The sequence below is a fragment of the Amycolatopsis acididurans genome, assembly GCF_012328925.1.
Taxonomy (GTDB): Bacteria; Actinomycetota; Actinomycetes; order Mycobacteriales; family Pseudonocardiaceae; genus Amycolatopsis_E; species Amycolatopsis_E acididurans.
Window position 1 is genome coordinate 141,260 of record NZ_JAAXLS010000014.1, and the last position, 26,099, is coordinate 167,358.

General features: G+C 66.7%; 31 protein-coding genes and 1 tRNA gene. 25 read left to right on the forward strand and 7 right to left on the reverse strand.

Features of this window, described 5'->3' with window-relative positions:
• The first annotated feature begins 183 nt into the window (after nt 1-183).
• From HFP15_RS21240 to HFP15_RS21265, 6 genes are all read left to right on the forward strand, one after another.
• Nucleotides 184-723: a DUF3558 family protein gene (locus tag HFP15_RS21240; RefSeq protein WP_168518308.1), complete on the forward strand. Its 540-nt coding sequence runs from the start codon at nt 184-186 to the stop codon at nt 721-723.
• Nucleotides 724-993: 270 nt separating this feature from the next.
• Nucleotides 994-1,563: a hypothetical protein gene (locus tag HFP15_RS42210; RefSeq protein WP_210717633.1), complete on the forward strand. Its 570-nt coding sequence runs from the start codon at nt 994-996 to the stop codon at nt 1,561-1,563.
• Entirely contained in the window at nt 1,564-2,208 is a 645-nt protein-coding gene (locus tag HFP15_RS21250; protein WP_168518312.1) for a DUF3558 family protein, read from the forward strand.
• Between the two features lie 156 nt (nt 2,209-2,364).
• A complete protein-coding gene (locus tag HFP15_RS21255; protein ID WP_168518314.1) occupies nt 2,365-3,612 on the forward strand; it encodes a hypothetical protein in 1,248 nt (415 codons plus the stop codon).
• 24 nt (nt 3,613-3,636) lie between these two features.
• Nucleotides 3,637-4,413: an ESX secretion-associated protein EspG gene (locus tag HFP15_RS21260; RefSeq protein WP_168518316.1), complete on the forward strand. Its 777-nt coding sequence runs from the start codon at nt 3,637-3,639 to the stop codon at nt 4,411-4,413.
• Between the two features lie 679 nt (nt 4,414-5,092).
• A complete protein-coding gene (locus HFP15_RS21265; RefSeq protein WP_281355611.1) occupies nt 5,093-5,665 on the forward strand; it encodes an HD domain-containing protein in 573 nt (190 codons plus the stop codon).
• On the opposite strand, the gene HFP15_RS21270 is transcribed toward HFP15_RS21265, so the two are convergent.
• Nucleotides 5,634-6,104, reverse strand: coding sequence for an NUDIX hydrolase (locus HFP15_RS21270; RefSeq protein WP_168518321.1), 471 nt, complete (start codon nt 6,102-6,104; stop codon nt 5,634-5,636). The genes HFP15_RS21265 and HFP15_RS21270 overlap by 32 nt on opposite strands.
• Nucleotides 6,105-6,106: 2 nt before the next feature.
• Nucleotides 6,107-6,856 carry a helix-turn-helix domain-containing protein gene (locus HFP15_RS21275; protein ID WP_168518323.1) on the reverse strand — a complete coding sequence of 250 codons (750 nt, stop codon included), beginning with the start codon at nt 6,854-6,856 and terminating at the stop codon, nt 6,107-6,109.
• Between the two features lie 153 nt (nt 6,857-7,009).
• On the opposite strand from HFP15_RS21275, the gene HFP15_RS21280 reads away from it, so the two are divergent.
• The 8 genes from HFP15_RS21280 to HFP15_RS21315 all read left to right on the forward strand — a co-directional run bounded on the left by HFP15_RS21280 (nt 7,010) and on the right by HFP15_RS21315 (nt 12,762).
• Nucleotides 7,010-7,363, forward strand: coding sequence for a hypothetical protein (locus HFP15_RS21280; RefSeq protein WP_246271893.1), 354 nt, complete (start codon nt 7,010-7,012; stop codon nt 7,361-7,363).
• Between the two features lie 35 nt (nt 7,364-7,398).
• Nucleotides 7,399-7,674, forward strand: coding sequence for a hypothetical protein (locus tag HFP15_RS21285; RefSeq protein ID WP_168518325.1), 276 nt, complete (start codon nt 7,399-7,401; stop codon nt 7,672-7,674).
• Between the two features lie 150 nt (nt 7,675-7,824).
• Nucleotides 7,825-8,565 (forward strand): hypothetical protein, encoded by a 741-nt coding sequence (locus tag HFP15_RS21290; RefSeq protein WP_168518327.1) that lies wholly within the window; start codon nt 7,825-7,827, stop codon nt 8,563-8,565.
• Nucleotides 8,566-8,641: 76 nt separating this feature from the next.
• Nucleotides 8,642-9,469 (forward strand): FtsK/SpoIIIE domain-containing protein, encoded by an 828-nt coding sequence (locus HFP15_RS21295; RefSeq protein ID WP_168518329.1) that lies wholly within the window; start codon nt 8,642-8,644, stop codon nt 9,467-9,469.
• Nucleotides 9,470-9,524: 55 nt separating this feature from the next.
• On the forward strand, nt 9,525-9,779 hold the full coding sequence (locus HFP15_RS21300) for a hypothetical protein (RefSeq protein WP_168518331.1): 255 nt from the start codon (nt 9,525-9,527) through the stop codon (nt 9,777-9,779).
• 20 nt (nt 9,780-9,799) lie between these two features.
• Nucleotides 9,800-11,335: a replication initiator gene (locus tag HFP15_RS21305; RefSeq protein WP_168518333.1), complete on the forward strand. Its 1,536-nt coding sequence runs from the start codon at nt 9,800-9,802 to the stop codon at nt 11,333-11,335.
• Nucleotides 11,336-11,352: 17 nt separating this feature from the next.
• Complete coding sequence (locus HFP15_RS21310) at nt 11,353-11,532, forward strand: helix-turn-helix domain-containing protein (protein ID WP_168518335.1); 180 nt, start codon at nt 11,353-11,355, stop codon at nt 11,530-11,532.
• A 15-nt stretch (nt 11,533-11,547) separates the two neighbouring features.
• The gene (locus HFP15_RS21315) at nt 11,548-12,762 is read left to right on the forward strand and encodes a site-specific integrase (RefSeq protein WP_168518337.1); all 1,215 of its coding nucleotides are present in this window, start codon (nt 11,548-11,550) and stop codon (nt 12,760-12,762) included.
• Between the two features lie 21 nt (nt 12,763-12,783).
• On the opposite strand, the gene HFP15_RS21320 is transcribed toward HFP15_RS21315, so the two are convergent.
• Nucleotides 12,784-12,856 (reverse strand) — tRNA-Lys (locus tag HFP15_RS21320).
• A gap of 166 nt (nt 12,857-13,022) precedes the next feature.
• On the opposite strand from HFP15_RS21320, the gene HFP15_RS21325 reads away from it, so the two are divergent.
• Together HFP15_RS21325 and HFP15_RS21330 are read left to right on the forward strand one after the other, a co-directional pair.
• The gene (locus HFP15_RS21325) at nt 13,023-13,481 is read left to right on the forward strand and encodes a nitroreductase family deazaflavin-dependent oxidoreductase (protein ID WP_168518339.1); all 459 of its coding nucleotides are present in this window, start codon (nt 13,023-13,025) and stop codon (nt 13,479-13,481) included.
• A gap of 52 nt (nt 13,482-13,533) precedes the next feature.
• On the forward strand, nt 13,534-13,806 hold the full coding sequence (locus tag HFP15_RS21330) for a PASTA domain-containing protein (RefSeq protein ID WP_210717634.1): 273 nt from the start codon (nt 13,534-13,536) through the stop codon (nt 13,804-13,806).
• On the opposite strand, the gene HFP15_RS21335 is transcribed toward HFP15_RS21330, so the two are convergent.
• Nucleotides 13,794-14,078, reverse strand: coding sequence for a hypothetical protein (locus tag HFP15_RS21335; protein WP_168518341.1), 285 nt, complete (start codon nt 14,076-14,078; stop codon nt 13,794-13,796). The two genes, HFP15_RS21330 and HFP15_RS21335, sit on opposite strands and share 13 nt — an antisense overlap.
• A gap of 56 nt (nt 14,079-14,134) precedes the next feature.
• Nucleotides 14,135-15,121, reverse strand: a complete 987-nt coding sequence (locus HFP15_RS21340) for a LacI family DNA-binding transcriptional regulator (protein WP_246271894.1) — start codon at nt 15,119-15,121, stop codon at nt 14,135-14,137.
• A 110-nt stretch (nt 15,122-15,231) separates the two neighbouring features.
• Here HFP15_RS21340 and iolC point away from each other — a divergent pair, with 110 nt between their 5' ends.
• Genes iolC through HFP15_RS21385 form a run of 9 tightly spaced genes read left to right on the forward strand, consistent with a single transcriptional unit; the run spans nt 15,232 to nt 25,467 of the window.
• Nucleotides 15,232-16,179 carry a 5-dehydro-2-deoxygluconokinase gene (gene iolC, locus HFP15_RS21345; protein ID WP_312871674.1) on the forward strand — a complete coding sequence of 316 codons (948 nt, stop codon included), beginning with the start codon at nt 15,232-15,234 and terminating at the stop codon, nt 16,177-16,179.
• Complete coding sequence (locus HFP15_RS21350) at nt 16,172-17,038, forward strand: Cgl0159 family (beta/alpha)8-fold protein (protein ID WP_168518343.1); 867 nt, start codon at nt 16,172-16,174, stop codon at nt 17,036-17,038. The genes iolC and HFP15_RS21350 overlap by 8 nt, the downstream gene beginning before the upstream one ends.
• Complete coding sequence (gene iolB, locus HFP15_RS21355) at nt 17,035-17,874, forward strand: 5-deoxy-glucuronate isomerase (protein WP_168518345.1); 840 nt, start codon at nt 17,035-17,037, stop codon at nt 17,872-17,874. Before HFP15_RS21350 ends, iolB begins: the two co-directional genes overlap by 4 nt.
• Nucleotides 17,871-19,721, forward strand: a complete 1,851-nt coding sequence (gene iolD / locus HFP15_RS21360; protein WP_168518347.1) for a 3D-(3,5/4)-trihydroxycyclohexane-1,2-dione acylhydrolase (decyclizing) — start codon at nt 17,871-17,873, stop codon at nt 19,719-19,721. Before iolB ends, iolD begins: the two co-directional genes overlap by 4 nt.
• Nucleotides 19,722-19,728: 7 nt before the next feature.
• Nucleotides 19,729-21,213 (forward strand): CoA-acylating methylmalonate-semialdehyde dehydrogenase, encoded by a 1,485-nt coding sequence (locus HFP15_RS21365; protein WP_168518349.1) that lies wholly within the window; start codon nt 19,729-19,731, stop codon nt 21,211-21,213.
• A gap of 8 nt (nt 21,214-21,221) precedes the next feature.
• Nucleotides 21,222-22,166, forward strand: a complete 945-nt coding sequence (locus tag HFP15_RS21370) for a TIM barrel protein (RefSeq protein ID WP_168518351.1) — start codon at nt 21,222-21,224, stop codon at nt 22,164-22,166.
• Nucleotides 22,163-23,170: a Gfo/Idh/MocA family oxidoreductase gene (locus HFP15_RS21375; RefSeq protein WP_168518353.1), complete on the forward strand. Its 1,008-nt coding sequence runs from the start codon at nt 22,163-22,165 to the stop codon at nt 23,168-23,170. The genes HFP15_RS21370 and HFP15_RS21375 overlap by 4 nt, the downstream gene beginning before the upstream one ends.
• A gap of 1 nt (nt 23,171) precedes the next feature.
• Entirely contained in the window at nt 23,172-24,032 is an 861-nt protein-coding gene (locus tag HFP15_RS21380; RefSeq protein ID WP_168518355.1) for a sugar phosphate isomerase/epimerase family protein, read from the forward strand.
• 13 nt (nt 24,033-24,045) lie between these two features.
• On the forward strand, nt 24,046-25,467 hold the full coding sequence (locus tag HFP15_RS21385; protein WP_168518357.1) for a sugar porter family MFS transporter: 1,422 nt from the start codon (nt 24,046-24,048) through the stop codon (nt 25,465-25,467).
• Here HFP15_RS21385 and HFP15_RS21390 read toward each other — a convergent pair whose 3' ends face one another.
• Complete coding sequence (locus HFP15_RS21390; RefSeq protein ID WP_168518360.1) at nt 25,468-25,743, reverse strand: DUF6295 family protein; 276 nt, start codon at nt 25,741-25,743, stop codon at nt 25,468-25,470. It lies immediately after the preceding gene.
• A gap of 11 nt (nt 25,744-25,754) precedes the next feature.
• Nucleotides 25,755-25,922: a dienelactone hydrolase family protein gene (locus tag HFP15_RS44170; RefSeq protein WP_376768885.1), complete on the reverse strand. Its 168-nt coding sequence runs from the start codon at nt 25,920-25,922 to the stop codon at nt 25,755-25,757.
• Between the last annotated feature and the right edge of the window lie 177 nt (nt 25,923-26,099).

Consider the following 26,099-nt stretch of genomic DNA (forward strand, 5'->3'; position numbering starts at 1 on the left):
CTCTGAGTGCTGCTAATCTGCTCCACGACACGGGTGGGACAGCATCCGAGGGGGAGGCATGTCGCAGCCCAACGGGCGTGCTCAGATCGTCGGGGACCTGACCCCTAGGCGCGGTTCCATACCGGCAAGGGCTACTAGATCAACATCGACGGCCTGGCCGAACAAATGCGATATCGCATTCTGATGGCAACGGTCGCGGCGGGCGCGGCGTTGCCGCAGGGCGGGGCACCGAACGTGGCCAACCCTCTCGACCCGGCACCGCTGCTGAAGGACATGTGCGCCGCGCCCAGCCAGGCCCAGATCGAGACACTCGGCGGCCCGGTCAAGACGGTCAGGCCGAACAACGGCATGGTCGCCACGACCGGCCCGAACGACGGCTGTGCATTCATCTTCACCAACGGCCTCGGCGGAATAGTCGGCGGCCCTGGGCGATCAGTGAAGTATGGATTGAGTGAGTTCTACCGCGGCAACGCCGCCGATGTCTCACAGGGGAGGCCGCCGTCACTCCGTAAACTCCCAGCGGTGGACGGCTACCCGACCATCCAGAGCACCTTCGGCTACGAAGGGCCGGGTGCGTGCATCACCGCGACCGGGTTGAGCAACACCCAGGTGTATTTCGTTAAGACCCAGCTCGGCACCCTGAACCCCTATTACAACCAGCCGTGCGACGCGGCGGCGAAAATGACGGACTTCGCGATCCAATACCTGAAGGCTCACCAGTGATCGGATCGGCGGGCACCAGCGGGACAGACGTCAACGAGTAAACCTATTAGGACAATCGCGACACGTGTGGATCCGGTGATGGGTCGGTCCCGATGACACCCTCCTGACAGGACATACGGATAAGCACACGCCGTTCAACGACACAGCACATGACCGCAGACACCAACGGTTGACGTCTATCTGCCAAGAAACTCTCAGTCACCCCCCGGGCGCCCTGGGTGCTGCTAATCTGCTCCACGACATAGGTGGGACAGCATCCGAGGGGGAGGCATGTCGCAGCCGAACGGGCCGAGTCAGATCATCGGGGACCTGACCAGTACCACACCGGCCCAGCAACAACCGGCAGGCAGCCCGCCACTCCCACTGCCCACGACCGGACCCGTGCAGACAACCCAGGGAGCGCCCGCACCTGCCCAGCCGTCGGGTGCACCGCCCGCGCCAGCTGGGATCCCGACCGACCCCCAGCAAGCCATGGCCGCGGGTCGTGCTGCGGCGACTGCGAGCTTGGCGCAGTCCCATACCGGCAAGGGCTATGAGGTCAACATCGACGGCCTGGCCAAGCAGATCAATGACATTCAGGACATTTTGGATGGCACGCTATACAACGTCAACGTCCCTGCGAGGGTGGATCCGCCGGGCAACGAGTACGCCAGCAGGGGCTATGCCGAGGGAGCGGGCGGCGCAACGGCGTATTTGACCATGTTCAACCAGCATCATGAGGGAATCACGCAGTACCTGAGAGGCTACGTGCAGGCGTTGGGCCAGGTACGGGACGCCTATCAGCGGCAGGATCATGAAGCGCTCGACGCGCTTGCCGGTCTCAACAAGGAGAAGGACTGAATGCGGTATCGCACCCTGACGGCAACGGTCGCGGCGGGCGCGGCGTTGACGGCGATCACGGCCTGCGGCAGCAATGCAGTGAGCGGCCAGTCGTCAACCACGACCTCATCGTCGGCCGCGTCGAGCACGGCGTTGCCGCAGGGCGGGGCACCGAACGTGACCAACCCCCTCGACCCGGCACCGCTACTCAAGGACATGTGCGCCGCGCCCAGCCAAGCCCAGATCGAGACACTCGGCGGCCCAGTCAAGCAAGTTCGTCCCAACTCCGGACTCGTCCAGACGACCGGCCCGAACGAGGGCTGCGCCTTCGTTTTCGCCAACGGCCTCGGAGTGATCGGCGGCGGCCCCGGCCAGTCGGTGAAATACGGCTTGACCGAGTTCTACCGCGGCAACGCCGCTGATGTCTCGCAGGGAAAGCCGCCGTCACTCCGCGAACTCCCCGCGGTGGATGGCTATCCCACTATCCAGAGCACCTTCGGCTACGAGGGACCAGGGGACTGCATCACGGCCACCGGGTTGAGCAACACCCAAGTCTATTTCGTCAAGACCCAACTGGGTCCCGACAATCCCTACTACCCCAAGCCGTGCGACGCGGCGGCAAAAATGACGGACTTCGCGATCCAATACCTGAAGGCCCACCAGTGAACCGGCCCTCGGGGATGTGAACATGTTTCAGCGGGCGAATGCGAATCGGACTCCGGTTACTGCCCCTCGAGCAAATACGCGCCGAACTGTGGTCGTTAGCAAAACGGGATAGCAGGGTGGAGGGGGAATCTGATGGTTGCTCCGGTATGCACGGGGATGAGTGGCGCGCAAATCTATGACGCGATCCACGGCGGGAGCGGGCCGCAGAGCATCGACTACGCCGGAGGGCAGGCCGGGCAGGCGCAGCAGCTCTACACCGAAGCGGCGCAGGCGCTGGCGAAGGTGCAGGGCGGGATGTCCGCGGTGTGGACGGGCAGTGCGTCGGAGGCGGCGACGAATTCGCTGGGCACGGTGGTCGCCTCGATGAACGCGGCGCAGGGCTCGCTGACGCAGGCGCAGGGTTCGCTACAGAACCAGTCAGCGGCGTTCATCGGCGTGAAGAACAACGTGGTGCAGATCGCCGCCAGCAAGCCCGATGTGCCGTGGTACGACTCCCACCTGGTGCCGTGGACCACGGACGCGGAGAAGGCCGCCTCGAACTGGGACGCTCAGAACCAGGCCAATATCCAGTGGTACGACCGCTACATGGACTCCAGCTCCACCAACGCGCAACAGTTACCGACCACAATCCAAGCCGCCCCAACGCAAACACCGTCCCCGACGACTCCGCCGCCCGCGCAGTCGGTCGGCTCGGTCAGCGGTGGGGTGGCGGCAGGCGCCTATTCCGGCCCGACGGGTGGCACGGGTCGGCGAAGCTCCTCCACCGCGACGGGTGCCAGCGGCGGCTACGCGTCGTCCCAGCCCTACCGCGCTCCGACTGGTGGCACCCCGACCGGTCACCCAGGCGGCTCGGGTACTCCGGTGGCACCGGCCGCGGGCACAGGGAGCGTGGATCAGGCGACTCACTCCTCCGGGTACGGCTCTCCGAACAACACGAGCGGCTACACATCGCCCTCCGGCGGGTTCGGTCCGACCGGTAGCGGCGGCATCGCCGCGTCCGGCGGATTCGGTCCGGTCGGCGGATTCGGGCCGTTGGGCGCCGGCGGCTCTGGTGGTGACAGTGCGTACGGCGGCGGCTCAAGTCGCGGCTACGGCTCCGGCGGCGGCTCGGGTGGGGGTTCGGCAGCGGGCAGCGGATCCGCGCTGGGGGCCGGAAACCGGGTCGGTGCCGGCGGTGCCGGCGGGGCCGTCGAGGGCGCGGCAGTTCGCGGGGGTGCCGCCGCAGGCACGGCCGCCTCCGGCGGGCGGGGCGCTTCCGGGATGGGCGGCATGGGTCACGGCGGTAAGGGCCAGGGCGGAGAGGACGAGGAACACGAGCGGAAGTTCGTGATCCCGGTGGCCGATCCCGACGACGTGTTCGCCGGGGACCTGCCTCCGACCGTGCCGCCGGTGATCGGCGAATAAGCGCTGAGACGAGGGGATTTCATTGTGCTGCGGGGTCCTGTGCAGATCAGTCTGCAGACCTATAAGGCGATGCTCGCGCGCTACCAGCTCGGCGCACCGCATCCGACCCTGGTCGGCGGGGAGCAGTGGTTACCGCCGGAGGAACGTGTTCGTCTGGAGGCGGTGACCGCCGAGGAACTGACCGACACCGGCCTGTTGCGGGGTGGCCGTCTGGATGAGGGGTTCCTCGACACCATTCAGCTGATCCAGAACCCACCGGCCGAGTACTACACGTTCGCCGGGATCGACGGTCGGCAGGTCACCCTGCGGGCCGTACGTGGCCGCGGCGAGGCCGTCATTGTCGCCGCACATTCCGACATGCTGTATCTGCGGCCCAGTCATCCCGATACGGTCGCGCTGGACCTTGCCGCACAGCTGCCGGACATACCACCGGCGGCCGGGGTGCACTCGATGTCGTGTTCCCAAGCCGATTACGAGGCGGTCGAGAAGGGCAAGTCGATGCCCACCAGCCCCAGCGTCGCGGACGCGAAACGCATGCTGTCCCTGATGCGGCTGCCCCGCCGCAACGCCGGGCAGCTGTATGCCGGGATCCGCGACGGCAACGGGCGGCGAGTACGCACCACCACCCCGCCGCTGTGGATCGACACCGACACCGGACGCTTCCTCGCGGTCAGCGACACCAACGGCTGGTTCAGTCTCTCCGCCGCCACGAGCCACGACATCGCCGGGCTCTGGACCCGACTGGAACAGCAACTCCACACGATGAGCGAGAAAGACGAACCCAGGCAATATAGCCTCTGACCAGGCGAAAGAGTGGGCCGCCTGGGGCTCGAACCCAGAACCTACGGATGGAAGATCAACTTCTGTCGACCTGCGGGAACAACCCCGGTCATCCGTGCTCACCTGGTCTGTTCTCGACTGCAAACGCCGGTTGTTCAGGGTCGAGCGTCGGCGCAGTCGGTCGATTGGGGGCAGTTACGGGACAGTACCGCCGCTGCTCCACGTCGGACGCGCGGTCCGAGCCCACGGCGCACCCACCAGGCGCCACCTTCCCCGCGATCCCTAGCCGAACATAGCCGGGACGAGTGCTGTCAACCCTGTAACCGATCACGCCCTAATGGCGACGTACGTTCCGTGACTGTATGTGCGCATCGGGACCACCGGGGCGTGATCGGCGCGAAGCGGGGTTGACAGTGCTTGGCCCGGCTTTGACCATCCGGCGATCGCGGGGAAGGTGTGCCGTCCGCCAGCGGCCGACGTTGAGCAAGTTTCACGTTTCTGGTGCCCTCCGTGACATGCGCGCGGCGGCCGACGGCGTCCGGCGCGGCCATGCCAAGCGGAGCGGCCAAGCATGGCCGCGCGCCAGTTCGGCCCGCGCGCCCGCCCGGTAGGGCGGCTTGAAGACGTAAAGAAAGTTCTCACGTGCCCGATTGGCCCTTGTGTGAACCCCTTCGTCACTCGATACCGTGTGGACATGTCAATGACATCGTGGGCGTACGAGACTTCAGCGGCGAAGCTCGCTAAAGCGCTGCCGCGACGCTGGGCACATGTCCAAGGGGTCGCGCGTCAGGCTCGTGCGCTCGGGGCAATGGCTGGCTCGGACGCTGAACTTCTCGAGTCGGCCGCCATTCTCCATGACATCGGCTACGCGCCGGACCTGGCCGATACAGGTTTCCATCCGATTGACGGTGCTACGTATCTAGCCAAAATTGGCGCACCACAACGACTTGTCCATTTGGTCGCGCATCATTCGTTCGCGATCTACGAGGCACAACTACGCGGACTCGAAGACGAGCTCTCGGATTTCGAGGATGAGCGCGGTTCGGTCCGTGATGCCTTGTGGTACTGCGACATCACAACGTCACCGGACGGCGACGAGGTGACCGCCGAGCATCGGATTGCCGAGATCAAGGCTCGGTACGGGCCTGAACACCTCGTCACTCGGTTCATCACCGGCGCGACACCGGAACTGCTGGGGGCGGTTGAAAGGACTCGACGGCGGATGGTCGCGGTTGACGCGTCTATCCAAGGTGGACAGTCGCAGAGTGTTTGATCCCGTGGTCGATGCGGAGCCGCATTGAGGGGTCGATCTTGAGACTGTCGAGCCGATCAGGTGCCACCCAGTGCACCTGGCGCGACTCCGAGCTGGTACGTAACTCGCCGCCCTTAGGTCGTGCGTGAAAGCAAAGGGAGAACTCCTGCCGTACCTCGCCATCGTCGTACGCGATAACGTGCTTGGGGTCCGAGTAGACGCCACTGATGCCGGTGATCTCGATGTCTAGACCGGTCTCCTCCTGCACCTCACGTCGGACCGCGTCCGGAATGGACTCGCCCAGGTCCTGGGCTCCGCCTGGTAAGGCCCATAGTCCATTGTCAGTGCGCTCGATCATCAGCAGTTCGCCCGCGTCATTGCGAACGATCGCAGTAACCGCAGGGACGATGCTGTTCGGCGCCGGCGCTTTCGGGTCGTCGTAGTAGTCCTTCTTTGGCATGTTCAGCCCTTCGACGTGTGTGGTTTCGCGGACTCCCACACGGCCGTGAAGCTGTCCGCGTAGGTCGTGAACAGATCGCCAGCGGACAGCCGACGAAGGTGCAGGGCGGGTGCGTGAGCGGCCATCTTGCCGTACACGTGCGGGTTGGCGATCATCTCGTCATCGAACCGGAAGATGCTGTTGTATAGCACCGTGCCGTGCGTTCGAATCTCAATCCCGGGTGTTCCCTCGAGCTTGCGGAAATACGCCAGCGCGTGGTCGATCTTCGCGGAGATCGTGCGCGGGCCGATCCCTTCGTCGGTGCTGCGCTGGATCACGGCGGGTGCGTCGCGGTCTCCGAACAGCAGACGGATTCGAGCGCCGTTCGCGGCCTTCTCCTGCAAGCTCTCAAGCAGCCCAGGCTTTTCCGTCATGAACATGCCGACGTACACCAGCATGTCCACATAGGTCGTGGCCTGTGCCAGCAGTCGATCCCAAAGGTCGGACGGTACAGAGTTGCGGTGTGCGTAGACCTTCACGATCTCAGAGCCGCTGACTTCCGAGGCCTTGGCTTCGGTCATGGCGGCTGGCCACAGATAGCTTTCGCTCTCGTGCAAGATCGCGGCGATTTTGTGGCGGGTCTTTGCGTACGGGGTGCGCCCTTGCGTAATCCAGCGCTCGACCGTTTTCGGGTCGACGGTGATACGCTCCGCCAACTCGTCGGGCGTGATTCCCTGGGACAGCAACGCATCGCGGAGCCGCTCGTTACCCAAGTTCCCTCCCTTGGCAGTACGACTTGGGACGTCCCCAGTTTACCAGAGACGTCCCAAGATGTCCCTCCTTGTGGTGAAGCTGTCCCCGGCTTCGGCGGCAATCTATTGGTTCACGCGCCGCTGAGCGGGGCGCTTGTCAGAGAAGTGATTGCCTTGGAGGGCGAAGAGATGCGTCTGGTTATCGATACTTCGAAGGTGACGTTCACGGTGGGTCGTGATGTTCAGCCGAGGACGGATCAGAACGGTGTGCAGCGGGTGGAGCGCAATACGAACATTCCTATGTGGTCTGTGCAGCTGGTTGCCATGGATGACGGCGGGGCTGAGGTGATCAATGTGACTGTGGCGGCTCCCCAGCCGCCGAAGGTTGCGATTGGTTCCCTTGTTACCCCGGTTGAGTTGCAGGCGATTCCGTGGGCACAGAACGGCCGTAATGGTGTGGCTTTTCGCGCTTCCGAGATCAAGGCTGTGGCTGGTTCGAAGTCGGGTTCGGCGGCTTCTGCTTCCTGATCCTCTTGTGTGAGCAACCGTTCTAGGGGTTGAGGATGCCAAGCATTGAGGAACAAGCCGATTGGCTAAATGTTGCCAGGGTAGCGAACGCGTGGGCTGGTTTGACGAACGAGGTTTGTCTCCAGGTCACTCGTGATCGTGATGTTGGCAAGGTTTCCTACGAGGAATGGCGCCGGGTTCACGATGAGATGGACCGGGCATGGGACGTCTGTTCCGCAGAGGTCAATGCCGCGTTCGCGCTGCATTCGGCGCAGCGGCAAGGTGTTTCGCTGGAAATGATCGTGGCTGATCTTCGTCGCGATCAGCGGTAATTCCCTGTGAGAGGGCACGGGACCGGTGTGGTTCTTGGCGGTTCCAGTCCGGTCTCGTGCCTCTCGTTTCTCGACGTATCCGCCTTGGAGGTGCGGTAGTCAATGGCTAAGTCTAGTCGCCGGTCGCGTGGTGCGCGACGTGTTGATGTGATGGAAGTGTGGCACACCCCGAAGCAGTCGTGGGTGGCGCTGGTCTTGGGTGTGCTGATTCGCTGGCGTGCCGAGATTGTGTTGGTCGCGGTGCTGGTCACCGCGCGTGTCTGGCTGGGTAACGAGGTCGGCGGCGTTTACGCGTGGCTGATCATGGCGGGTGCTGTGGTGCTGGTTCTGCTGGTTCCGCAGACGCGGTGGTTTGTGTGGTCCCGGTTCTGGTGTCTGGTGGATCGTCACCGGTTGCGGACGTGTTTGCGGCAGGCTCGGGCGCGCACGATGAATCTGGATGGCGCGTTGCCGTTCATGTTGTGGTCTCGCCCGACGAAGACGGGGGAGCGGATCTGGATGTGGTCCCGCGCGGGCTCGTCCTCCGGGGATCTGGAGGCGGCGCTGGAGTACATCGCTCCGGCCTGCTACGCCCGTGATGCTCGGGTGTACAAGGTGCGCAAGCTGTCCACGTTGTTCGCGGTGGACGTGGTTCGCCGTGACCCGCTGGACCGTTCCACGCCGATCGATTCGCCACTGGCCAAGATCGGGTCCCTCTTCGGCGGCAAGACGGCCGGTGAGGGCGCGGAACCGATCACCGGGGCGACGATCACCCCGCTGCCGGTCAACCGGAACGCCTCGAGTGAGGCCAAGCCCGTGTCCGGCAAGACGACCACTGCCGCTAAGCCCTCTGAGGCTGCTGTGAAACCGGTTGTGGTCAACGGAGAAGACCTCTCCGACTACATCGACTAGTCCCGGCGATCGGCCGCCGCCCCGACGTGGTGCGGCGGTCACCGGGGTTTCCCCTTGGGAGGAAAGGACATCAGGCATGTTGACCCGCAAGAAGACTCGCCCGGACACGGTTCCGGTCGCCGGTCTCACGATCTACGACCCGGTGCATCTGGGTATTTATGAAGACGGTTTCGGTGTGGATATCGAGCTGATCTGGCGCAACATCCTGCTCGCCGGGGAGCCCGGCGCGGGCAAGTCCGTGGGGCTGAACAACATCGTGGCGCATGCCGCGTTGTGCCCGGATGTGTCGCTGTGGCTCTTCGACGGCAAACAGGTCGAGCTTGGTCTGTGGCGTGAGGTGGCCGACCTGTTCGTCGGCCCGGACATCGAGCGCGCCCTGCTCGCGTTGGAACGGTTGCAGGCCGAAATGGACCGCCGCTACCGGGAACTGGACCGGGTCCGGCGCCGCAAGATCGACCGGCATGACCGGGTGGACGTCATCATGGTCGTCATCGATGAGCTGGCCCTGTTCTCGGCCACGATGGGCACCAAGGACCAGCAAGAACAGTTTGTGCGGCTACTGCGGGATCTCGTGGCCCGTGGCCGCGCCGCCGGGGTGATCGTGGTCGCCGCGACCCAACGCCCCTCAGCCGACATCATCCCGACCAGCCTGCGGGACCTGTTCGGCTACCGGCTGGCCTACCGCTGCACCACTGACTCCAGCTCCGACATCATCCTCGGCCGGGGCTGGGCCGTGCAGGGCTACGACGCCTCCAACATCGCCCCCGAAGAACGCGGCGTCGCGCTCCTGCTCGCCGAAGGCGGCCTCCCCCGCCGCATGAAAACCGCGTACCTCACCGACGCGGACATCTATTCCCTCGTGGAATACGCACGCCAGTTACGTACCCGCAAAACCGCCGCGTAACCCGCATTTCCCGCTATATCCCGAATTCCTGTCGCAGGAGAGGACTGTCTACATCATGTTGACCTTCACACCGCCGCTGGTGACTTCGCCGGATGAGGCGTGGGTGTTCATCGCCTCCGAGACCGGTGCGGTCGACGTCGGCCGGGTCGCCTACTCGCCCAGCACCGACCGGTTCGCCGTGCTGCCGGTGGAGGCGTTCAACCCGGACACGCTGCTGCCCACCTACACACCGACCGGGCAGCTCGTCGACGGGTTCCGGTGGGCCACCACCGCCGACATCGACGCCAACGCCGACCTGTTCACCGCCTAACCCGCAAGGAATCCATTCTGGTGTCTGTCTCGACCATGACCCTCAGCCCCACCATCCAGCATGTGGTGGGGCTGGGAGCCGTTGCCGAGCGCACCTCGCCAGACTCTCAGCTGCGGCTCTCGGCCGTGGCCCGTGCTGCCCGCCCCGATTACCAGTGGTGGCTCTCGCACGTCATGCCCGCCGCCGCCTGCTCGCGCCCGATCCGGCTGCGTGTGGAGGCCGACTGGGGTGGCGGTGAGGTCGAGCGGGTCACCGACGACATGCCCGACGGCATGCTCTACGTCGCCTGCAAGAACCGCCGCGCCTCGATCTGCCCCGCCTGCGCGGAGACCTACCGCGCCGACACCTACCAGCTCGTCAAAGCGGGCCTGGTCGGCGGTAAAGGTGTCCCGGAGACCGTCACCGAGCACCCGTGCTTCTTCGTCACCCTCACCGCCCCCGCGTTCGGGCCGGTGCACACCCGCGTGGTCGGCGGCAACGGGCAGGTGCGGCCCTGTCGCCCTCGCCGGTTCGCCCCGCTGTGCCCCCACGGTCGTTCCACCGAATGCCGGGACCGCCACGCCGCCGACGACCCGCGTGTCGGGGAGCCGATCTGCCGGGACTGCTACGACTACGAAGCCCAAGCGGCATGGAACTTCCACGCCGGGGAACTGTGGCGGCGCACCACCATCACGTTGAACCGCTACCTCAAAGCCGCGGCTAAAGACCGGGGCGTGCGGGTGCGGCTGTCCTACGCGAAGGTGGCCGAGTACCAGCGGCGCGGCACGGTGCATTTCCATGCCCTGATCCGGTTGGATGGCGTTAACCCCGACGACCCGGATAGCATCATCGCGCCGGATGCATCTCTCACACCGGAGCTGCTGGCCAGCTACCTGGACACCGCCGCGCACATCACGCGGTTCACTACCGAGCCGCACCCGTGGCGGCGCACCGGCTGGACGATCGCCTGGGGTCGACAGACCGATATCCGCCGCGTCCACCTCCACGCCGGTGACCACGACGACCACGGCGCCCTGACCACCGCCGCCGTGGCGGCGTACCTCGCCAAGTACGCCACCAAAGCCACCGAGGAAGCCGGGCACACCCCGAGGAAGCTCACCCAGCAGGCCGCCAACTATTACGCCGACCAAGACACCCACATCGCCCGGCAACTCGTGGCCTGCTGGTACCTCGGTAAACGCCCCCAGCACTACACCAGCAAGGCACAGCGCGAAGCCTGGGCCGACGGGTGGGGCAAGCTTCAGAAGTGGGCGCACATGCTCGGCTTCGGCGGGCATTTCTCCACGAAAAGCCGCCGGTACTCCACCACGCTCGGCGCCCTGCGCGCCGTCCGCCGCGCCTTCCAGCTCGGCGAACACCCCGACCACCCCGAGCCCGCCGCGCCGGCCGATTCCGATGCCGACGGCGACGACTCAGCGGTCACCCTGACCTGGATCTTCGACGGCGTCGGCTGGCTCACCATTGGCGACGCCGCCCTGGCCAACACCGCCGCCGCTAAGGCTCGTGAGCACAAACGCATCGCCCGCGAAGAGATGGAGGAAACCCTTGGCCTGTAATTGAAAGGACGCACGAGATGGAAAGGCTTTGGACCGTCGAAGATGTCGCCGAATACCTCGGCGTGCCGATCAACACTCTCTACGACTGGCGGACTCGCCAGTATGGCCCTCCGGGCAAGCGTGTCGGCAAATACCTGCGCTACCGGGCCGCCGACGTCATCGCCTGGTTCGACTCGCTGGACACCGACGCCGCCTGAGAAAGGACCCTCACCTTGGGACGCCCGCCGCTGCCCGTCGGCACCTACGGCCAGATCACCGCGAAGCGCGATGGCTCACGGTGGAAAGCCTGGTGCAAATACCGTGACACCGATGGTCACGTCCGCAAGGTTCGATGCTGGGCCGACACCAAGGCCAAGGCGGAAAGCAAGCTTCGTGAGCGTCTCGTGGACCGGCAGAGCGTGTCAGGCCAGATCAAGGTGAACACGAAGGTTGTGGTGGTTGCCGAGCGTTGGCTCGCCGAGTTCCGCGACCAGGTCGAGCTGGGCAACCGCAGCGGCACGTCCCTCGACACGTACGAACATCGGTGGCGGACGCTGGTCAAGCCACGCGTGGAAGGACTGAGCATCGGCGAGCTATCGGCTGGTCAGATCGATCGTGTCTTGCAGGGTCTCAACAAGGAGTACTCGGCCAGCACAGCGAAAACAGCACGGGCCATCATCTCCGGCTTGTGCGGTCTCGCGGTCCGTCATGGCGCTTTGAAGACGAACCCGGTGCGGGATGCTCGCCCGGTCGAGAACGGCAAGCGCAGGAGGCAGTCTCGTGCGCTCACGGCGGATGAAGTGCTCGACATCTTTGTCAAGGTCGACGGTGATGAGACCGCCCGTCGGCAGGATTTGCCCGACATCATGAGGTTCTACGGGGGCACCGGCGAGCGGACCGGCGAAGCGATCGCGGTGCGTTGGGAAGACATCGACTTTGACGAGAAGGTGGCCTGGGTCGAGGGCAACATGGTCCGCACGAAAGCCGATGGCGCCAAGATCAACGGAGGAAAGACCCGCACTGCTCGGCGCGGTGTAGCGCTGGCTGACTGGCTTGTGACCATGCTCCTCGATCGCCGAGCCCGTGTGGCGGCTGAAAGCGGCGTCGAGCCCCAAGAGCTGACCGGCTGGGTCTTCCCGAACAGCATCGGCGGATTACGCGAGACGAGCAACCTCCGCCGCGACTGGCGGGCCTTCCGCGAACGCCACGGCATTGGTGACTGGTTCACGCCCCGGACGTTCCGCCGCACTGTGGCGACGCTAGTAACCGATGCCTTGCCTGCCCGCGAAGCCAGCGACTTGCTGGGTCATTCTCGTGTGTCTCAGACGACCGACACCTATGTCGGTCGGGGCTCTGTTTCCCGTCGACCAGCAGTCGTGCTCGGCGTCCTCGGACGATCGAATGGGGGCACTAAAGGGGCACCAAGATCAACAGACGATACCGTGTAAGCCTCTGACCAGGCGAAAGAGTGGGCCGCCTGGGGCTCGAACCCAGAACCTACGGATTAAAAGTCCGCAGCTCTACCAATTGAGCTAACGGCCCTCACGGCGAGAGTTTACGCAACGCGCGTGCGGGGTGGGACGGCAGGGGCGGGGCCTTCTACACAGGCCGGGCGCGGTGGGTCGGCCGAGGTCAGAAGCCGCTGCGGGTGGCTGCGGCCGGTAGTGTTCGACGTGCCCCGATAGTGACAGTACTTCCGGAGGAACCCATGACTCTGGGACCGATCGAGCAGATACCGATCGTCAAGGCGGCCGGCGTCCGGTTGCTTGCGGTGCATCAGTGGGTCTACGAGCGCACCGACGGCCGAATCGGGCACCGGATCCTCGGGGTTCCGTGCCTTCTGCTCCGCACCGTGGGCGCCAAGACCGGTCTGACCCGCACCAACAGCCTCACCTACGGGCGCGACGGGTCGGACTACCTCGTCGTCGCGTCCAAGGGAGGCGCGCCAAAGGCACCCGGCTGGTACCACAACCTCAGGGCGAATCCCTCTGCCGAGATCCAGGTCGGCACGCGCAAACAACAGGTCACGGCCCGTTTCGTGGTGCCGGGCGACGACGAGTACGAGCGCCTCTGGGACATCGTCAACGCCGTCAACAGCAACCGGTTCCGCGCCTACCAGAAGGCCACCACACGCCCCATCCCGGTCGTCGTGCTCACCCCTCGATGAGCCGTGTCCTCGTTCGACTCGTGGATCGGCGCGGCTGACCTAGACTCGACACATGCGCCGACATCGCCCGGTGACCGAGGTGCCCGATGTGATCGGCTTGGGCGCCGAGAACGCGTGCGACATCGTCCGTCGTGCGGGTCTCGTGCCCTGCGGTCCCGAGGGTGAGCCGGAACCGGTCACCGGCGTGGTCGTCGCGCAGGCGCCGGTCGCGACGGCGGGCGCCGAGCAGGGCAGCGAGGTCGTGCTGTGGACACAGCTCGGACCGGATCACTCGGCCGAACTGGTTCCGCCGACGCCCACCGAATCGGGCCTTCAGCCCGCCTGAGCCTGCGCCTCGATCACCCGGCGCTCCCATTCGCCCAGCAGCCACTTGCCGGGCGCGGTCAGCTCGGCCGAGAACCAACCGTCCCACGCGCGCGTGTCCCGCAGCGTCACCAGGCCGTCCCGGTACAGCATGAAAAGCGCGCTGACCAGCCGGGGCGGAAGGTCCATCGTGCGGTGCCGCAGCGCCCCGGTCACGCTGGTGGCACCGATCTCGTCCCGCGACACTTGCTGCAGTGCACGGTAGAGAAACGGCTCGAACACCGGTACGGTCACCCGCCCACGATTGTCGATGGCCTCGTGGGAGTGAACCCGTAGTTCCACTTAATTGACTACGTACGCGGTTTACCCGTCGTGCCCCGGACCATCAGTTTCGGCTGGACAATGAGATCCCTCGGATCTCCCGCGTCGCCGTCGAGCCGGTCGACGAGTGCGCGCACCGCCAGTTCGGCCTGCCGCACCGGATCCTGCCGCACCGAGGTCAGATCGATGTGCGACAGCTGCGCGAGCGGGCTGTCGTCGAAGCCGGCGACGGACAACTCGCCCGGCACGTCGACATCGGCGCGGCGCAGCGCGTCCATCAGCCCGACCGCGCAACGGTCGTTGCTCGCGAACACCGCGGTCGGCAGGCCCTCGGCGAGCAGCCGGCGCGCCGCGGCCGAACCCGAATCCTCGGTCTGGTCACCCGGCAGGACACGGATGTGGTCGGCGAGCCCGTGCCTGCGCATCGCGGCACGGTAGGCGCGCAGCCGTTCCGCCGCGCCCGCCCCCGCACCGCCGTCGATGTGCACGATCTCCTTGTGGCCGAGTTCGACCAGGTAGTCGACGACCTGGCGGGCACCGCTGGCCTCGGCGACGTGCACCGCGTCGAGGCCGCGATACCTGCGTCCAACGACGACACCCGGTGTACCGGCCTGGGCCAGCAGCTGCGGATCGGCGCTGGAACCGAGCAGGATGATCCCCTCCGCACGGTGCCCGAGCAGCGCCTCCAGCGCGCTGAGGTCGTCGCGGCCGGGCGCGGTGGCCGACAGCAGCACGGTGTAGCCGAGTTCCTGCGCGACCGGATAGATCGCCTCGATCAGATCGGCGTGGAACAGGTGGCGCAGCGTGAACAGCACGCCGAGCACTCTGCTGCGGCTGCGCGCCAGTAGCTGCGCTGCGCTGTCCGGGCGATAGCCGAGTTCCTCGGCGGCTTGGAAGACTCTCGCCCTGGTCTCCTCGCTCGGCCCGCGTTCGTTGCGGAAGACCAGCGAGACCAGCGCTCGTGACACGCCGACCTTGGCGGCCACGTCCGCCATCGTCGGTCGTCCTGCTGTCATGCGCGCCCCCTGCGGGTATTGACACCGGCCGGTGCCCGCTCCATAGTAGCGACTACTAGAGCGCGCTAGTAGAGCGCGCTAACCGGGCCAGCACAAGGAGGTGTGTACGGGTGACCGCGAGCTTCGACCTCGTCACGATGGGCCGGATCGGGGTGGATATCTACCCGTTGCAGACGGGTGTCGGGCTGGAGGATGTCACTTCGTTCGGCAAGTATCTGGGTGGTACGGCGACGAATGTGGCGGTCGCGGCGGCGAGGTACGGGCGCTCGTCGGCGGTGGTGACGAAGACGGGCGCGGATCCCTTCGGCCGGTTCATTCGCCGGGCGTTGCGTGGCTATGGGGTCGACGACCGGTTCGTGGGCACCAGTGAGCATCTGCCGACGCCGGTGACGTTCTGCGAGATTTTTCCGCCGGATGATTTTCCGTTGTATTTCTATCGTTTTCCGAAGGCGCCGGATCTGGATCTGCGTCCGGAGGATCTGGATTTCGACGCGATCCGGGAGGCGCGGATTTTCTGGGTCACGGTGACGGGTCTGTCGTGTGAACCCAGCCGCTCGACGACGCTCGAGGCGTTGGAGGCCCGGGGCCGCCGGGGGATCACGGTGCTGGATCTGGATTACCGGCCGATGTTCTGGGACTCGCGTGAGCAGGCGCGGGAGTGGGTGAGCAAGGCGCTGGATCACGTGACGGTGGCGGTGGGCAACCTCGATGAGGTGGACACGGCGGTGGCCACGCGCGAGCCGCGGGAGGCGGCGAAAGCGTTGCGGGGGCGGGGTATTTCGCTCGCGATCGTGAAGCAGGGCCCGAAGGGTGTGCTGGCGGTGGACGATTCCGGCGAGGTGGAGGTGCCGCCGGTGCCGGTGGAGGTGGTCAACGGGCTGGGCGCGGGGGACGCGTTCGGTGGCGCGTTGTGCCACGGGTTGCTGGCGGGCTGGGATACCGAGCGGGTGATGCGGTTCGCCAACGCCGCCGGGGCGCATGTGGCGGGTGAGCTCGCGTGCTCGGACGCGATGCCGACGGAGGAACAAGTACTGGAGAGGCTCGAGCGGAGTGTCTGACACGGTGAGCAGGATCGTCGCGCAGCGGGTGGGTCACCCGGAGGCGATCGCGGAGGCGGCCGGGCGGCGCGCGCCGGGTTCGTTGTTCGGGCCGCACGGCCGGACGATGATCATCGCGGCGGATCATCCGGCACGGGGGGCGAACAAGGTCGGCGCGGACCCGCTGGCGATGGCCGACCGGGGCGAGTTGCTGGAGCGGTTGTGCATCGCGCTGGAACGCCCGGGCGTGACGGGGGTGCTGGCGACCGCGGACATTCTCGACGACCTGCTGTTGCTGGGGGCGCTGGAAGGCAAGTCGGTGTTCGGATCGATGAACCGCACCGGCCTGGCGGGGTCGAGTTTCGAGATCGATGATCGGTTCGCCTGCTACGACGCGGAATCGATCGCGCGGATGGGGTTCGACGGCGGCAAGATGCTGACCAGGATCGCGCTGGATGATCCGGCCACCCCGGGGGTGCTGGAGGACTCGGCGAAGGCGGTCAACGCGCTGGCCGAGCGCAAACTGATCGCGATGGTGGAGCCGTTCCTGTCGGCGTGGTCGGGCGGGAAGCTGGTCAACGACCTGTCGCCGGAGGCGGTGATCACCTCGATCACGATCGCGTCCGGGCTGGGCCGGACCTCGGCTTATACGTGGTTGAAGCTGCCGGTGGTGGCCGATATGGAGCGGGTGCTGGCGTCCTCGACGTTGCCGGCGGTGCTGCTGGGCGGGGAGGTCACCGACGTGGACGCGGCGTTCGCGTCCTGGCAGAAAGCGCTGTCCCTGCCGACGGTGCAGGGGCTGGTGGTGGGGCGTTCGCTGCTCTATCCACACGATGGGGATGTCGCGGGGGCAGTCGACACAGCGGTGGGATTGCTATGAAGTTGTATCGCGAGGCGGGAAGCACCGCCGAAGGACCGTTCGACGTCGTGATCACCCCGGAGTCCGCGGGCTGGGGGTACTCCGGGCTGCGGGTGCTGACGCTGGACGGCAGCGTGAATGTGTCCACAGAGGACTCCGAGACGTTGGTGCTGCCGTTGTCCGGCGGCTGCACGGTCAGCGCGGACGGCGAGAGTTTCGAGCTGGCGGGCCGCACCGGCGTGTTCGATACGGTCACCGATTTCGTGTATCTGCCCAGGGACGCGGAGGCGACGATCACCGGCCGGGGCCGGTTCGCCCTGCCGGCGGCGAAGACCGGAAAGCGCTTACCTGCCCGGTATCAGCCGGCGAGCAAGACTCCGGTGGAGTTGCGCGGCGCGGGGAACTGCAGCAGGCAGGTGAACAACTACTGCCTGCCGCACACCTTCGAGGCCGACCAGTTGCTGGTGTGTGAGGTGCTCACGCCCAGCGGGAACTGGTCGTCGTATCCGCCGCACAAGCACGACGAGGCCCGCGACGGGGAGAGCGTGCTGGAGGAGATCTACTACTTCGAGGTCGCGCGGGAGGGCATGGGCTATCAGCGCGTGTACGGCACCCCGGCGCGGCCGATCGAGGTGCTGGCCGAGGTGCGTAGCGGTGATGTGGTGCTGATCCCGCACGGCTGGCACGGCCCGTCGATGGCCACCCCCGGCTACGACCTCTACTACCTCAACGTGATGGCCGGCCCCGGGCCGGAACGGGCCTGGCTGATCTGCGACGACCCCGCGCACGGCTGGGTGCGCCAGACCTGGCAATCGCAGGACGTCGATGCGCGCCTGCCCTTCGGGAGGAACCGATGAGACTGACCACGGCGCAGGCGCTCGTGCGCTTCCTGGCCGCCCAGTACTCCGAGCGGGACGGCGTCGAGCAGCGGTTCATCCCCGGGATGTGGGGGATCTTCGGGCACGGCAACGTCGCCGGGATCGGCCAGGCGCTGCTGCAGTATCCGGAGCTGATGCCCTACTACCTGGCGCGTAACGAGCAGGGCCAGGTGCACGCGTCGGCCGCGTTCGCGAAGATGCGCAACCGGTTGCAGACCTTCGCCTGCACCGCCTCCACCGGTCCCGGCTCCACCAACATGATCACCGGGGCGGCGCTGGCGACCACGAACCGGCTGCCGGTTCTGCTGCTGCCCTCGGACATGTTCGCCACGCGCACCCCGGATCCGGTGTTGCAGCAGTTGGAGGACACCCGCGGCGGGGACGTGTCGGTCAACGACGCATTCCGGCCGGTGTCGAAGTATTTCGACCGGATCGCGCGGCCCGAGCAGCTGATCCCGGCCGCGCTGGCCGCGACGCGGGTGCTCACCGATCCGGTCGAAACGGGGGCGGTGACACTGTGCCTGCCGCAGGACGTGCAGGCCGAGGCGTTCGACTGGCCCGAGGAGTTCTTCCGGCGCCGGGTGTGGCGCGTGGGCCGCCCGGTGCCGGAAACCCCCGCACTCGACCGCGCGGTCGCTCTGCTGCGCGGAGCGAAGAAACCGCTGATCGTCGCCGGTGGCGGGGTCGTGTACGCCGAGGCCGAGCAGGAGCTGCGGGACTTCGCCGAGGCCACCGGCATTCCGGTGGCCGACACCCACGCCGGCAAGGGCGCGATCCCGTGGGATCACCCGTGCGCGGTCGGCGGGCTCGGCTCCACCGGCACCTCCGCCGCCAACGCGCTCGCCGCCGAGGCCGACGTGGTGCTGGGCATCGGCACCCGCTACTCCGACTTCACCACCGCCAGCCACACCCTCTTCGGCGACCCCACCTTCATCAACCTGAACGTGACGCGGCTGGACGCGGCCAAGCACTCCGCGGAGATGCTGCTCGCCGACGCCAAACTCGGCATCAAGGCCCTGCACGACGCACTCGCCGGCTGGCAGGTCGAGGACGCCTACCGGTCGCGGGTGCGGCTGCTGGCCGACGAGTGGAACCGCAAGGCCGAGGCGTGTTTCCATCTCGGGCATGGTCCGCTGCCGGCGCAGACCGAGATCCTCGGCGCCCTCAACGACGCGCTGGACGACCGCGACGTGGTGATCAACGCGGCCGGGTCGATGCCCGGTGATCTGCAGATGCTGTGGCGGGCCCGCGATCCGAAGGCCTACAACGTCGAGTACGCCTACTCCTGCATGGGCTACGAGATCGCCGCCGGGGTGGGCACGAAGCTGGCCGCCCCCGACCGCGAGGTCGTGGTGCTGGTCGGCGACGGGTCGTATCTGATGATGTCGCAGGAGATCGTCACCATGATCTCCGAGGGCCTGAAGGTCATCATCGTGATCGTGCAGAACCACGGGTTCGCCTCGATCGGCTCGCTGTCGGAATCCCTGGGCTCGCAACGGTTCGGCACCTCCTACCGCTACCGGGGCAGCGACTCCGGCCTGCTCGACGGCGCCACCCTGCCCGTCGACCTCGCCGCCAACGCGCGCAGTCTCGGCGCCACCGTGCTCACCGCGTCCACAGTGGACGAATTCACGGCGGCCATCGCCCAGGCCAAGGCGAAGGACACCACCACCGTGGTGCACGTCGAAACCGACCTCTACGGCCCCAACCCGCCCGGCTCCGCCTGGTGGGACGTGCCGGTGAGCCAGGTCTCCGAACTCGACTCCACCCGCAAGGCCTACGAGAACTACTCCGCGACCAAGCGGAACCAGAAGCACTACCTCTAGGAGCAGCGTGAAAACCATCGAACACTGGATCAACGGCGCCGCCACCGCCGCCGGATCCACCCGCACCGCGCCGGTCTACGACCCGGCCACCGGACAGCAGCAGGCCAGGGTCCTGCTCGCCGAAGCCTCCGATGTGGACACCGCCGTCGCCGCCGCGAGCAAGGCATTCCAAGCGTGGGGAAACTCCTCGCTCACCCAGCGCATCAGGGTGATGTTCGCCTTCCGCGAGCTGCTGGTGAAACACGAAACCGACCTCGCGAAGATCATCTCCTCCGAGCACGGCAAGGTCATCGACGACGCCCGCGGTGAGATCGTGCGCGGCCGGGAGGTCGTCGAGTACGCCTGCGGAATCGCCGACGCGCTCAAGGGCAGCTTCTCCGACCAGGTCTCCCGCGACGTGGACGTGCACAACTTCCGCCAGCCGCTCGGCGTGGTCGCCGGGATCACCCCGTTCAACTTCCCCATCATGGTGCCGCTGTGGATGCACCCGATCGCGATCGCGACCGGCAACACCTTCATCCTCAAACCCAGCGAACGCGACCCCTCCGCTTCCCGCCTGGTCGCCGAACTCTACGCCGAGGCCGGGCTTCCGGAGGGCGTGTTCAACGTCGTCAACGGTGACAAGACCGCCGTCGACGCGATCCTGGACCACCCCGGCATCGCCGCCGTCTCCTTCGTCGGCTCCACCCCCATCGCGAAGTACGTGCACGAACGCGGCACCGCCACCGGCAAACGCGTGCAGGCACTGGGCGGCGCGAAAAACCACGCCGTCGTGCTGCCCGACGCCGACCTCGAATACGCCGCCAACCATCTCACCGCCGCCGCGTTCGGCTCCGCCGGGCAACGCTGCATGGCCATCTCCATCGGCGTCGCCGTCGGTTCCGCCGGCGACGATCTCGTCCAGATCCTCCGACGCAAAGCCGGCGAGGTGAAGGTCGGGCCGGGCCAGGACGCCTCCAACGACATGGGCCCCGTCGTCACCCAGGCCGCACGCGAACGCGTCATCAACTCCGTCGAATCCGGCGCGAGACAGGGCGCCACCGTCGTCGTCGACGGCCGCGGCCTCACCGTCGAAGGCCACGAGGAAGGCTTCTTCGTGGGACCCTCCCTTTTGGACCACCTCACCACCGACATGGACGCCTACCGCGAGGAAATCTTCGGGCCCGTCCTCGGCATCGTCCGCGTCGACACCGTGGACGAAGCCATCGCCGTGATCAACGACAACCCCTACGGCAACGGCACCGCCATCTTCACCGCCAGCGGCGAAGCCGCGCGCAAGTTCCAGCGCGAGGTCACCGTCGGCATGATCGGCGTCAACGTCCCCATCCCCGTCCCCATGTCCTACTACTCCTTCGGCGGCTGGAAAGACTCCCTCATCGGCGACAGCCCCATCCACGGCCCCGACGGTGTCCGCTTCTACACCCGCGCCAAGACCGTCACCACCCGCTGGCCCCACACCGAAGCCGCCTTCAACTTCCCCACCGCGAACTAGGAGCTGTCATGACAACGGCGTCACCGCGAACGATCATCGGCAACCTGTGCCTCGGCAGCGCGCCCGACTCCTGGGGCGTGTGGTTCCCCGAGGACGAGCACCAGGTTCCGTACACGCGTTTCCTCGACGAACTGGTCGAGGCCGGTTACAGGTGGTTCGAGCTCGGCCCGTTCGGCTACCTGCCCACCGACCCGAAGCAGCTGGCAGAGGAGGTCGGCTCGCGTGGGCTGAACGTCTCCGGCGGCACCACCTGGGGCGCGCTGCACCGCCTGCACGAGTGGGACGAGATGCTCGCGCACACCCGCAAGGTCGCGGAGCTGACGGCGGCGGCAGGCGCGCACCACCTCGTGTTCCTTCCGACGATGTACCGCGACGAGAAGACCGGTGGTTTCACCGAGCCGCCCGAGCTGACCGCGGAGCAGTGGAACTCCTTCGGTGCCCGCGCGAGCGAGCTGGGCAAGATCCTGCTGGAGGAGTACGACGTGCGGCTGGTGCTGCACCCGCACGCCGACAGCCACGTGCAGACGCAGGACGAGATCGAGCGCTACCTCAACGAAAGCGACTCGCGTTACGCGAACCTGTGCCTGGACACCGGGCACGTCGCCTACGGTCGCGGCGACGCGGTCGACCTCATCCACCGCTACGGCGAACGAATGGGTTACGTGCACATCAAGCAGATGGACCCGGACATCATCGAGCGGGCCTGGACGGAAAAGCTGGGCTTCGGCGAGGCCGTCAAGCTCGGTGTCTGCGTCGAACCGCCCGCCGGGGTGCCCAACCCGGCCGACGTGATCGAAGCGCTGTCCACACTGGACGCCGAGCTCTTCGTGATCGTCGAACAGGACCTCTACCCCTGCGCACCCGAGGTGCCGCTGCCGATCGCGGTCCGCACCCGGGAGTACCTCAACAGCCGCGGCCTCGCCCGCACCGACCGCCCTGGAGGCTCCGCATGACCATCCACATCGGAGTGGTCGGGACAGGCATGATCGGCCAGGACCACATCCGGCGGATCACCGACGTGGTGACCGGCGCCGACGTGGTCGCGGTGGCCGACGTGGACTTCGACCGCGCCGAGGAGGTCGCGTCCGGGATCAACGCCCGCGCACTGCCGACCGGGCACGACGTGATCAACGATTCGCTGGTCGACGCGGTCGTGGTCACCTCGTGGGGACCGACGCACGCCGAGTACGTGCTGGCCGCGATCGAGGCCGGCAAGTACGTGTTCTGCGAGAAGCCGCTGGCCACCACGGCCGAGGACTGCCTGCGCATCATCGAGGCCGAGCAGGCCTTCGGACGGCGGCTCGTGCAGGTCGGCTTCATGCGCCGGTACGACGCCGGGTACCGCTCGATGAAGCGGGTCATCGACGGCGGTGAGATCGGCTCGCCGCTGGTCATGCACTGCGCACACCGCAACCGGACCGTGCCCGAGAGCTACCACTCGGAGATGGCCGTGCAGGACACCGCGGTGCACGAGATCGACACTGTCCGCTGGCTGCTCGACGACGAGATCGTCTCGGCGCAGGTCATCAAGCCCCGCAAGACCACCAAGCGGTTCGAGCACCTGCAGGACCCGCAGATCATGCTGTTCGAGACGGCGAGCGGGGCGCGCATCGACCTCGAGGTATTCGTCAACTGCCAGTACGGCTACGACATCCAGTGCGAGACCGTCGGCGAGACCGGTGTCGTGCGGCTGCCCGATCCGGCGGACGTGTGGCTGCGCAGCTCCGCCCAGCTGCGCACGAACGTGTTGCAGGGCTGGGAACAGCGCTTCGCCGCGGCGTTCGACCTGGAGTTCGTGGAGTGGGTCGCCTCGATGCACGACGGGCGGCTGGCCGGGCCCAGCGCGTGGGACGGCTACGCCGCCGCCGTGATCACCGACGCCACCACCGAAGCACTGCACTCCGGCCGGGTCGTCGCCGTGACGCTCAAGGACCGGCCCGCGTTCTACGGGAGCTGACATGAAGATCGCACTCGATCCGTACATGCTGCGCAAGCTGCCCATGACCGAGATGGTGCGCACGGTCGCCGAGATCGGCTACGAATACATCGAACTCTCGCCGCGCGAGGAGTTCATGCCGTTCTTCCTGCACCCGCGTGCCGACGACGAGAAGGTCGCCGAGCTGAAGAAGGTGCTGACCGAGACCGGGGTGCGGCTGTCCAGTGTGCTGCCGCTGTACCGGTGGTCCAGCACCGACGAGACCGAGCGGCAGGCGGCGGTCCGGTACTGGAAGCGGATGATCGAGGTGACCGCCGAACTGGGCTGCCCGCTGATGAACTCGGAGTTCAACGGGCGCCCGGAAAGAGCCGCGGAAAGCGAGGCCGCGTTCTGGCGGTCGATGGAGGAACTGCTGCCGGTCTTCGAGCGCGAGGGCATCGCGCTCAACCTGGAGGCGCATCCGGACGACTTCTGCGAGCTGAACGATCCCGCGGTGGATCTGGTGCGCGCCATCAACAAGCCGTGGGTGAACTACCTCTACTGCGCCCCGCACACCTTCCACCTTTCCGACGGTGCCGGCAACATCGCCGAGATGCTGCACTACGCCGGCCCGAAGCTGCGGCACCTGCACATCGCGGATTCCTTCAACCACAAGGGATCCTCGGGGCTGCGGTACATCATGAACCCGCCGGGCACCCCCGCGCGGATTCACCAGCACCTCGACATCGGACAGGGCGAGGTCGACTGGGACGAGTTCTTCTCGACCCTCCGTGAAATCAATTTCGACGGCATCGCAACGGTTTGCGTCTTCGCTTGGGAGGAGCGCGCCGTCGAATCCGCCAAGTTCATGCTCGACCGCGTAACCAAGGAATTGGCCGCCTAAGAGAAAGAACCATATGTCCTACGTCAAAGACGACGCCGTCACAGCGCCGGCGGTCCCGCTCGACCAAAAAGGGCCGCACAGCCGCAGGCTGAAACTCGTCACCGTCATGGCGACCTTCGGCGGGCTGCTGTTCGGTTACGACACCGGCGTGATCAACGGCGCGCTGCCCTACATGCAGGACGACCTCGGCCTCACCGCCTTCACCGAAGGCCTGGTCACCAGTTCGCTGCTGCTGGGCGCCGCACTCGGCGCGGTGCTCGGCGGGCGGCTCTCCGACCGGCGTGGGCGCCGCCGCACGATCCTGCTGCTCGCGGTCGTGTTCCTCGTCGGCACGCTCGGCTGCACGTTCGCCCCGTCCACCGCCGTCATGGTGGTCAGCCGGTTCGTGCTCGGGCTCGCCGTCGGCGGCGCCTCGGTGACCGTGCCGACCTACCTCGCCGAGGTCTCGCCCACCGAGCGACGCGGGCGGCTGGTGACCCAGAACGAGCTGATGATCGTGTCCGGTCAGCTGCTCGCGTTCACGTTCAACGCGATCATCGGCAACGCGTTCGGCGAGTCCGGCGGCGTGTGGCGCTGGATGCTCGTGCTGGCGACGCTGCCCGCCGTCGTGTTGTGGTTCGGCGCGCTGGTGCTGCCGGAAAGCCCGCGCTGGCTGGCGTCGAAGGAACGCTTCGGCGACGCGCTCGACGTGCTCAAACAGGTCCGCTCGGCCAAACGCGCCGAAGCGGAACTGGCCGAGGTGCAACGCCTCGCACTGGCCGACAAGCAAACGCAGGCCGGCGGCTGGGCCGATCTGGCCACGCCGTGGATCAAGCGGCTGGTGCTCGTCGGCGTCGGGATCGCGATCGTGCAGCAGATCACCGGCGTCAACTCGATCATGTACTACGGCACGCAGATCCTCACCGACGCAGGGTTCTCCGCGAACGGGGCACTGACGGCGAACATCGCGAACGGCGTGATCTCGGTGCTCGCCACGTTCGTCGGAATCTACTTGCTGGGCAGGGTGAACCGACGGCCGATGCTCGCCGTCGGGCTGGTGGGCACCACCAGCGCACTGCTGCTGATCGGCGTGTTCTCGTTGCTGCTGCCCGAGGGCGTGGGCCGCGCGTTCGTCGTGCTGGCCCTGACCGTGACGTTCCTCAGTTTCCAGCAGGGCGCGGTCTCGCCCGTGACCTGGCTGATGCTGTCGGAGATCTTCCCGTTGCGGCTGCGTGGTTTCGGCTTCGGCCTGTGCGCGCTTGTGTTGTGGCTGGCCAACTTCGCGGTGGGCCTGCTGTTCCCGATCCTGGTGGACGCGATCCACATCTCCAGCACGTTCTTCATCTTCGTGGTGCTCGGTGTCGGCGCGATCACCTTCGTGACGAAGTGCGTACCCGAGACGCGGGGCCGTTCGCTGGAAAGCCTGGAACGGGAACTGCAGGCCCGGTACTCGTAGCTACTTCTGGCCGGCCGACGCGAGCCCCGCCGGCGCCGCGGCGAGCGCGCGGTGGATCGCGTCGGCCAGCGCGAGTGCCGCTTCCTCCGTCAGCTCCACCGGAACCCGGGCTGACGGGCCCTCGCCCGGGTTGATGAAGTCGATGTTGACGGTGTGCGCGTAGGGCGCGTGGACGGGGTGGTCGACGTAGACCGTCGCGTGCGACAGGGAGAACCAGCCCCTGGCCGCCTTGCCGCTGCCGTCGATCTCGATCTTCTCGGTCTGGTACGTGCACATGACTGTTCCCCTTACGCCGTCGCGAGATTCGTGCCGAAGAAGTCGAAGACGCGCCGCCAGCCCTCGTTGGCGGCCTCCGGCCGGTAGGACGGGCGGTCCACGGCGAAGAACGCGTGGCCCGCACCTTCGTAGGTGTGGAACTCGTGCGGTTTGCCGTGCCGTTCCAGTTCCGCGGACAGTTGCCTGACCTCTTCGGTGCTCGGGTACTGGTCGTCGACGCCGAACAGGCCTAGGTCATGTCTGACAATGTGTTGGTCCAGGTGATCACGGCGTGGAGTACGACGGCCGCGCGGTAAACGGTGGCGAGTTTGTCGAAGCGGGTGGCGATGCCGCGCCAGTGTTTGAGCTGGTTGAAG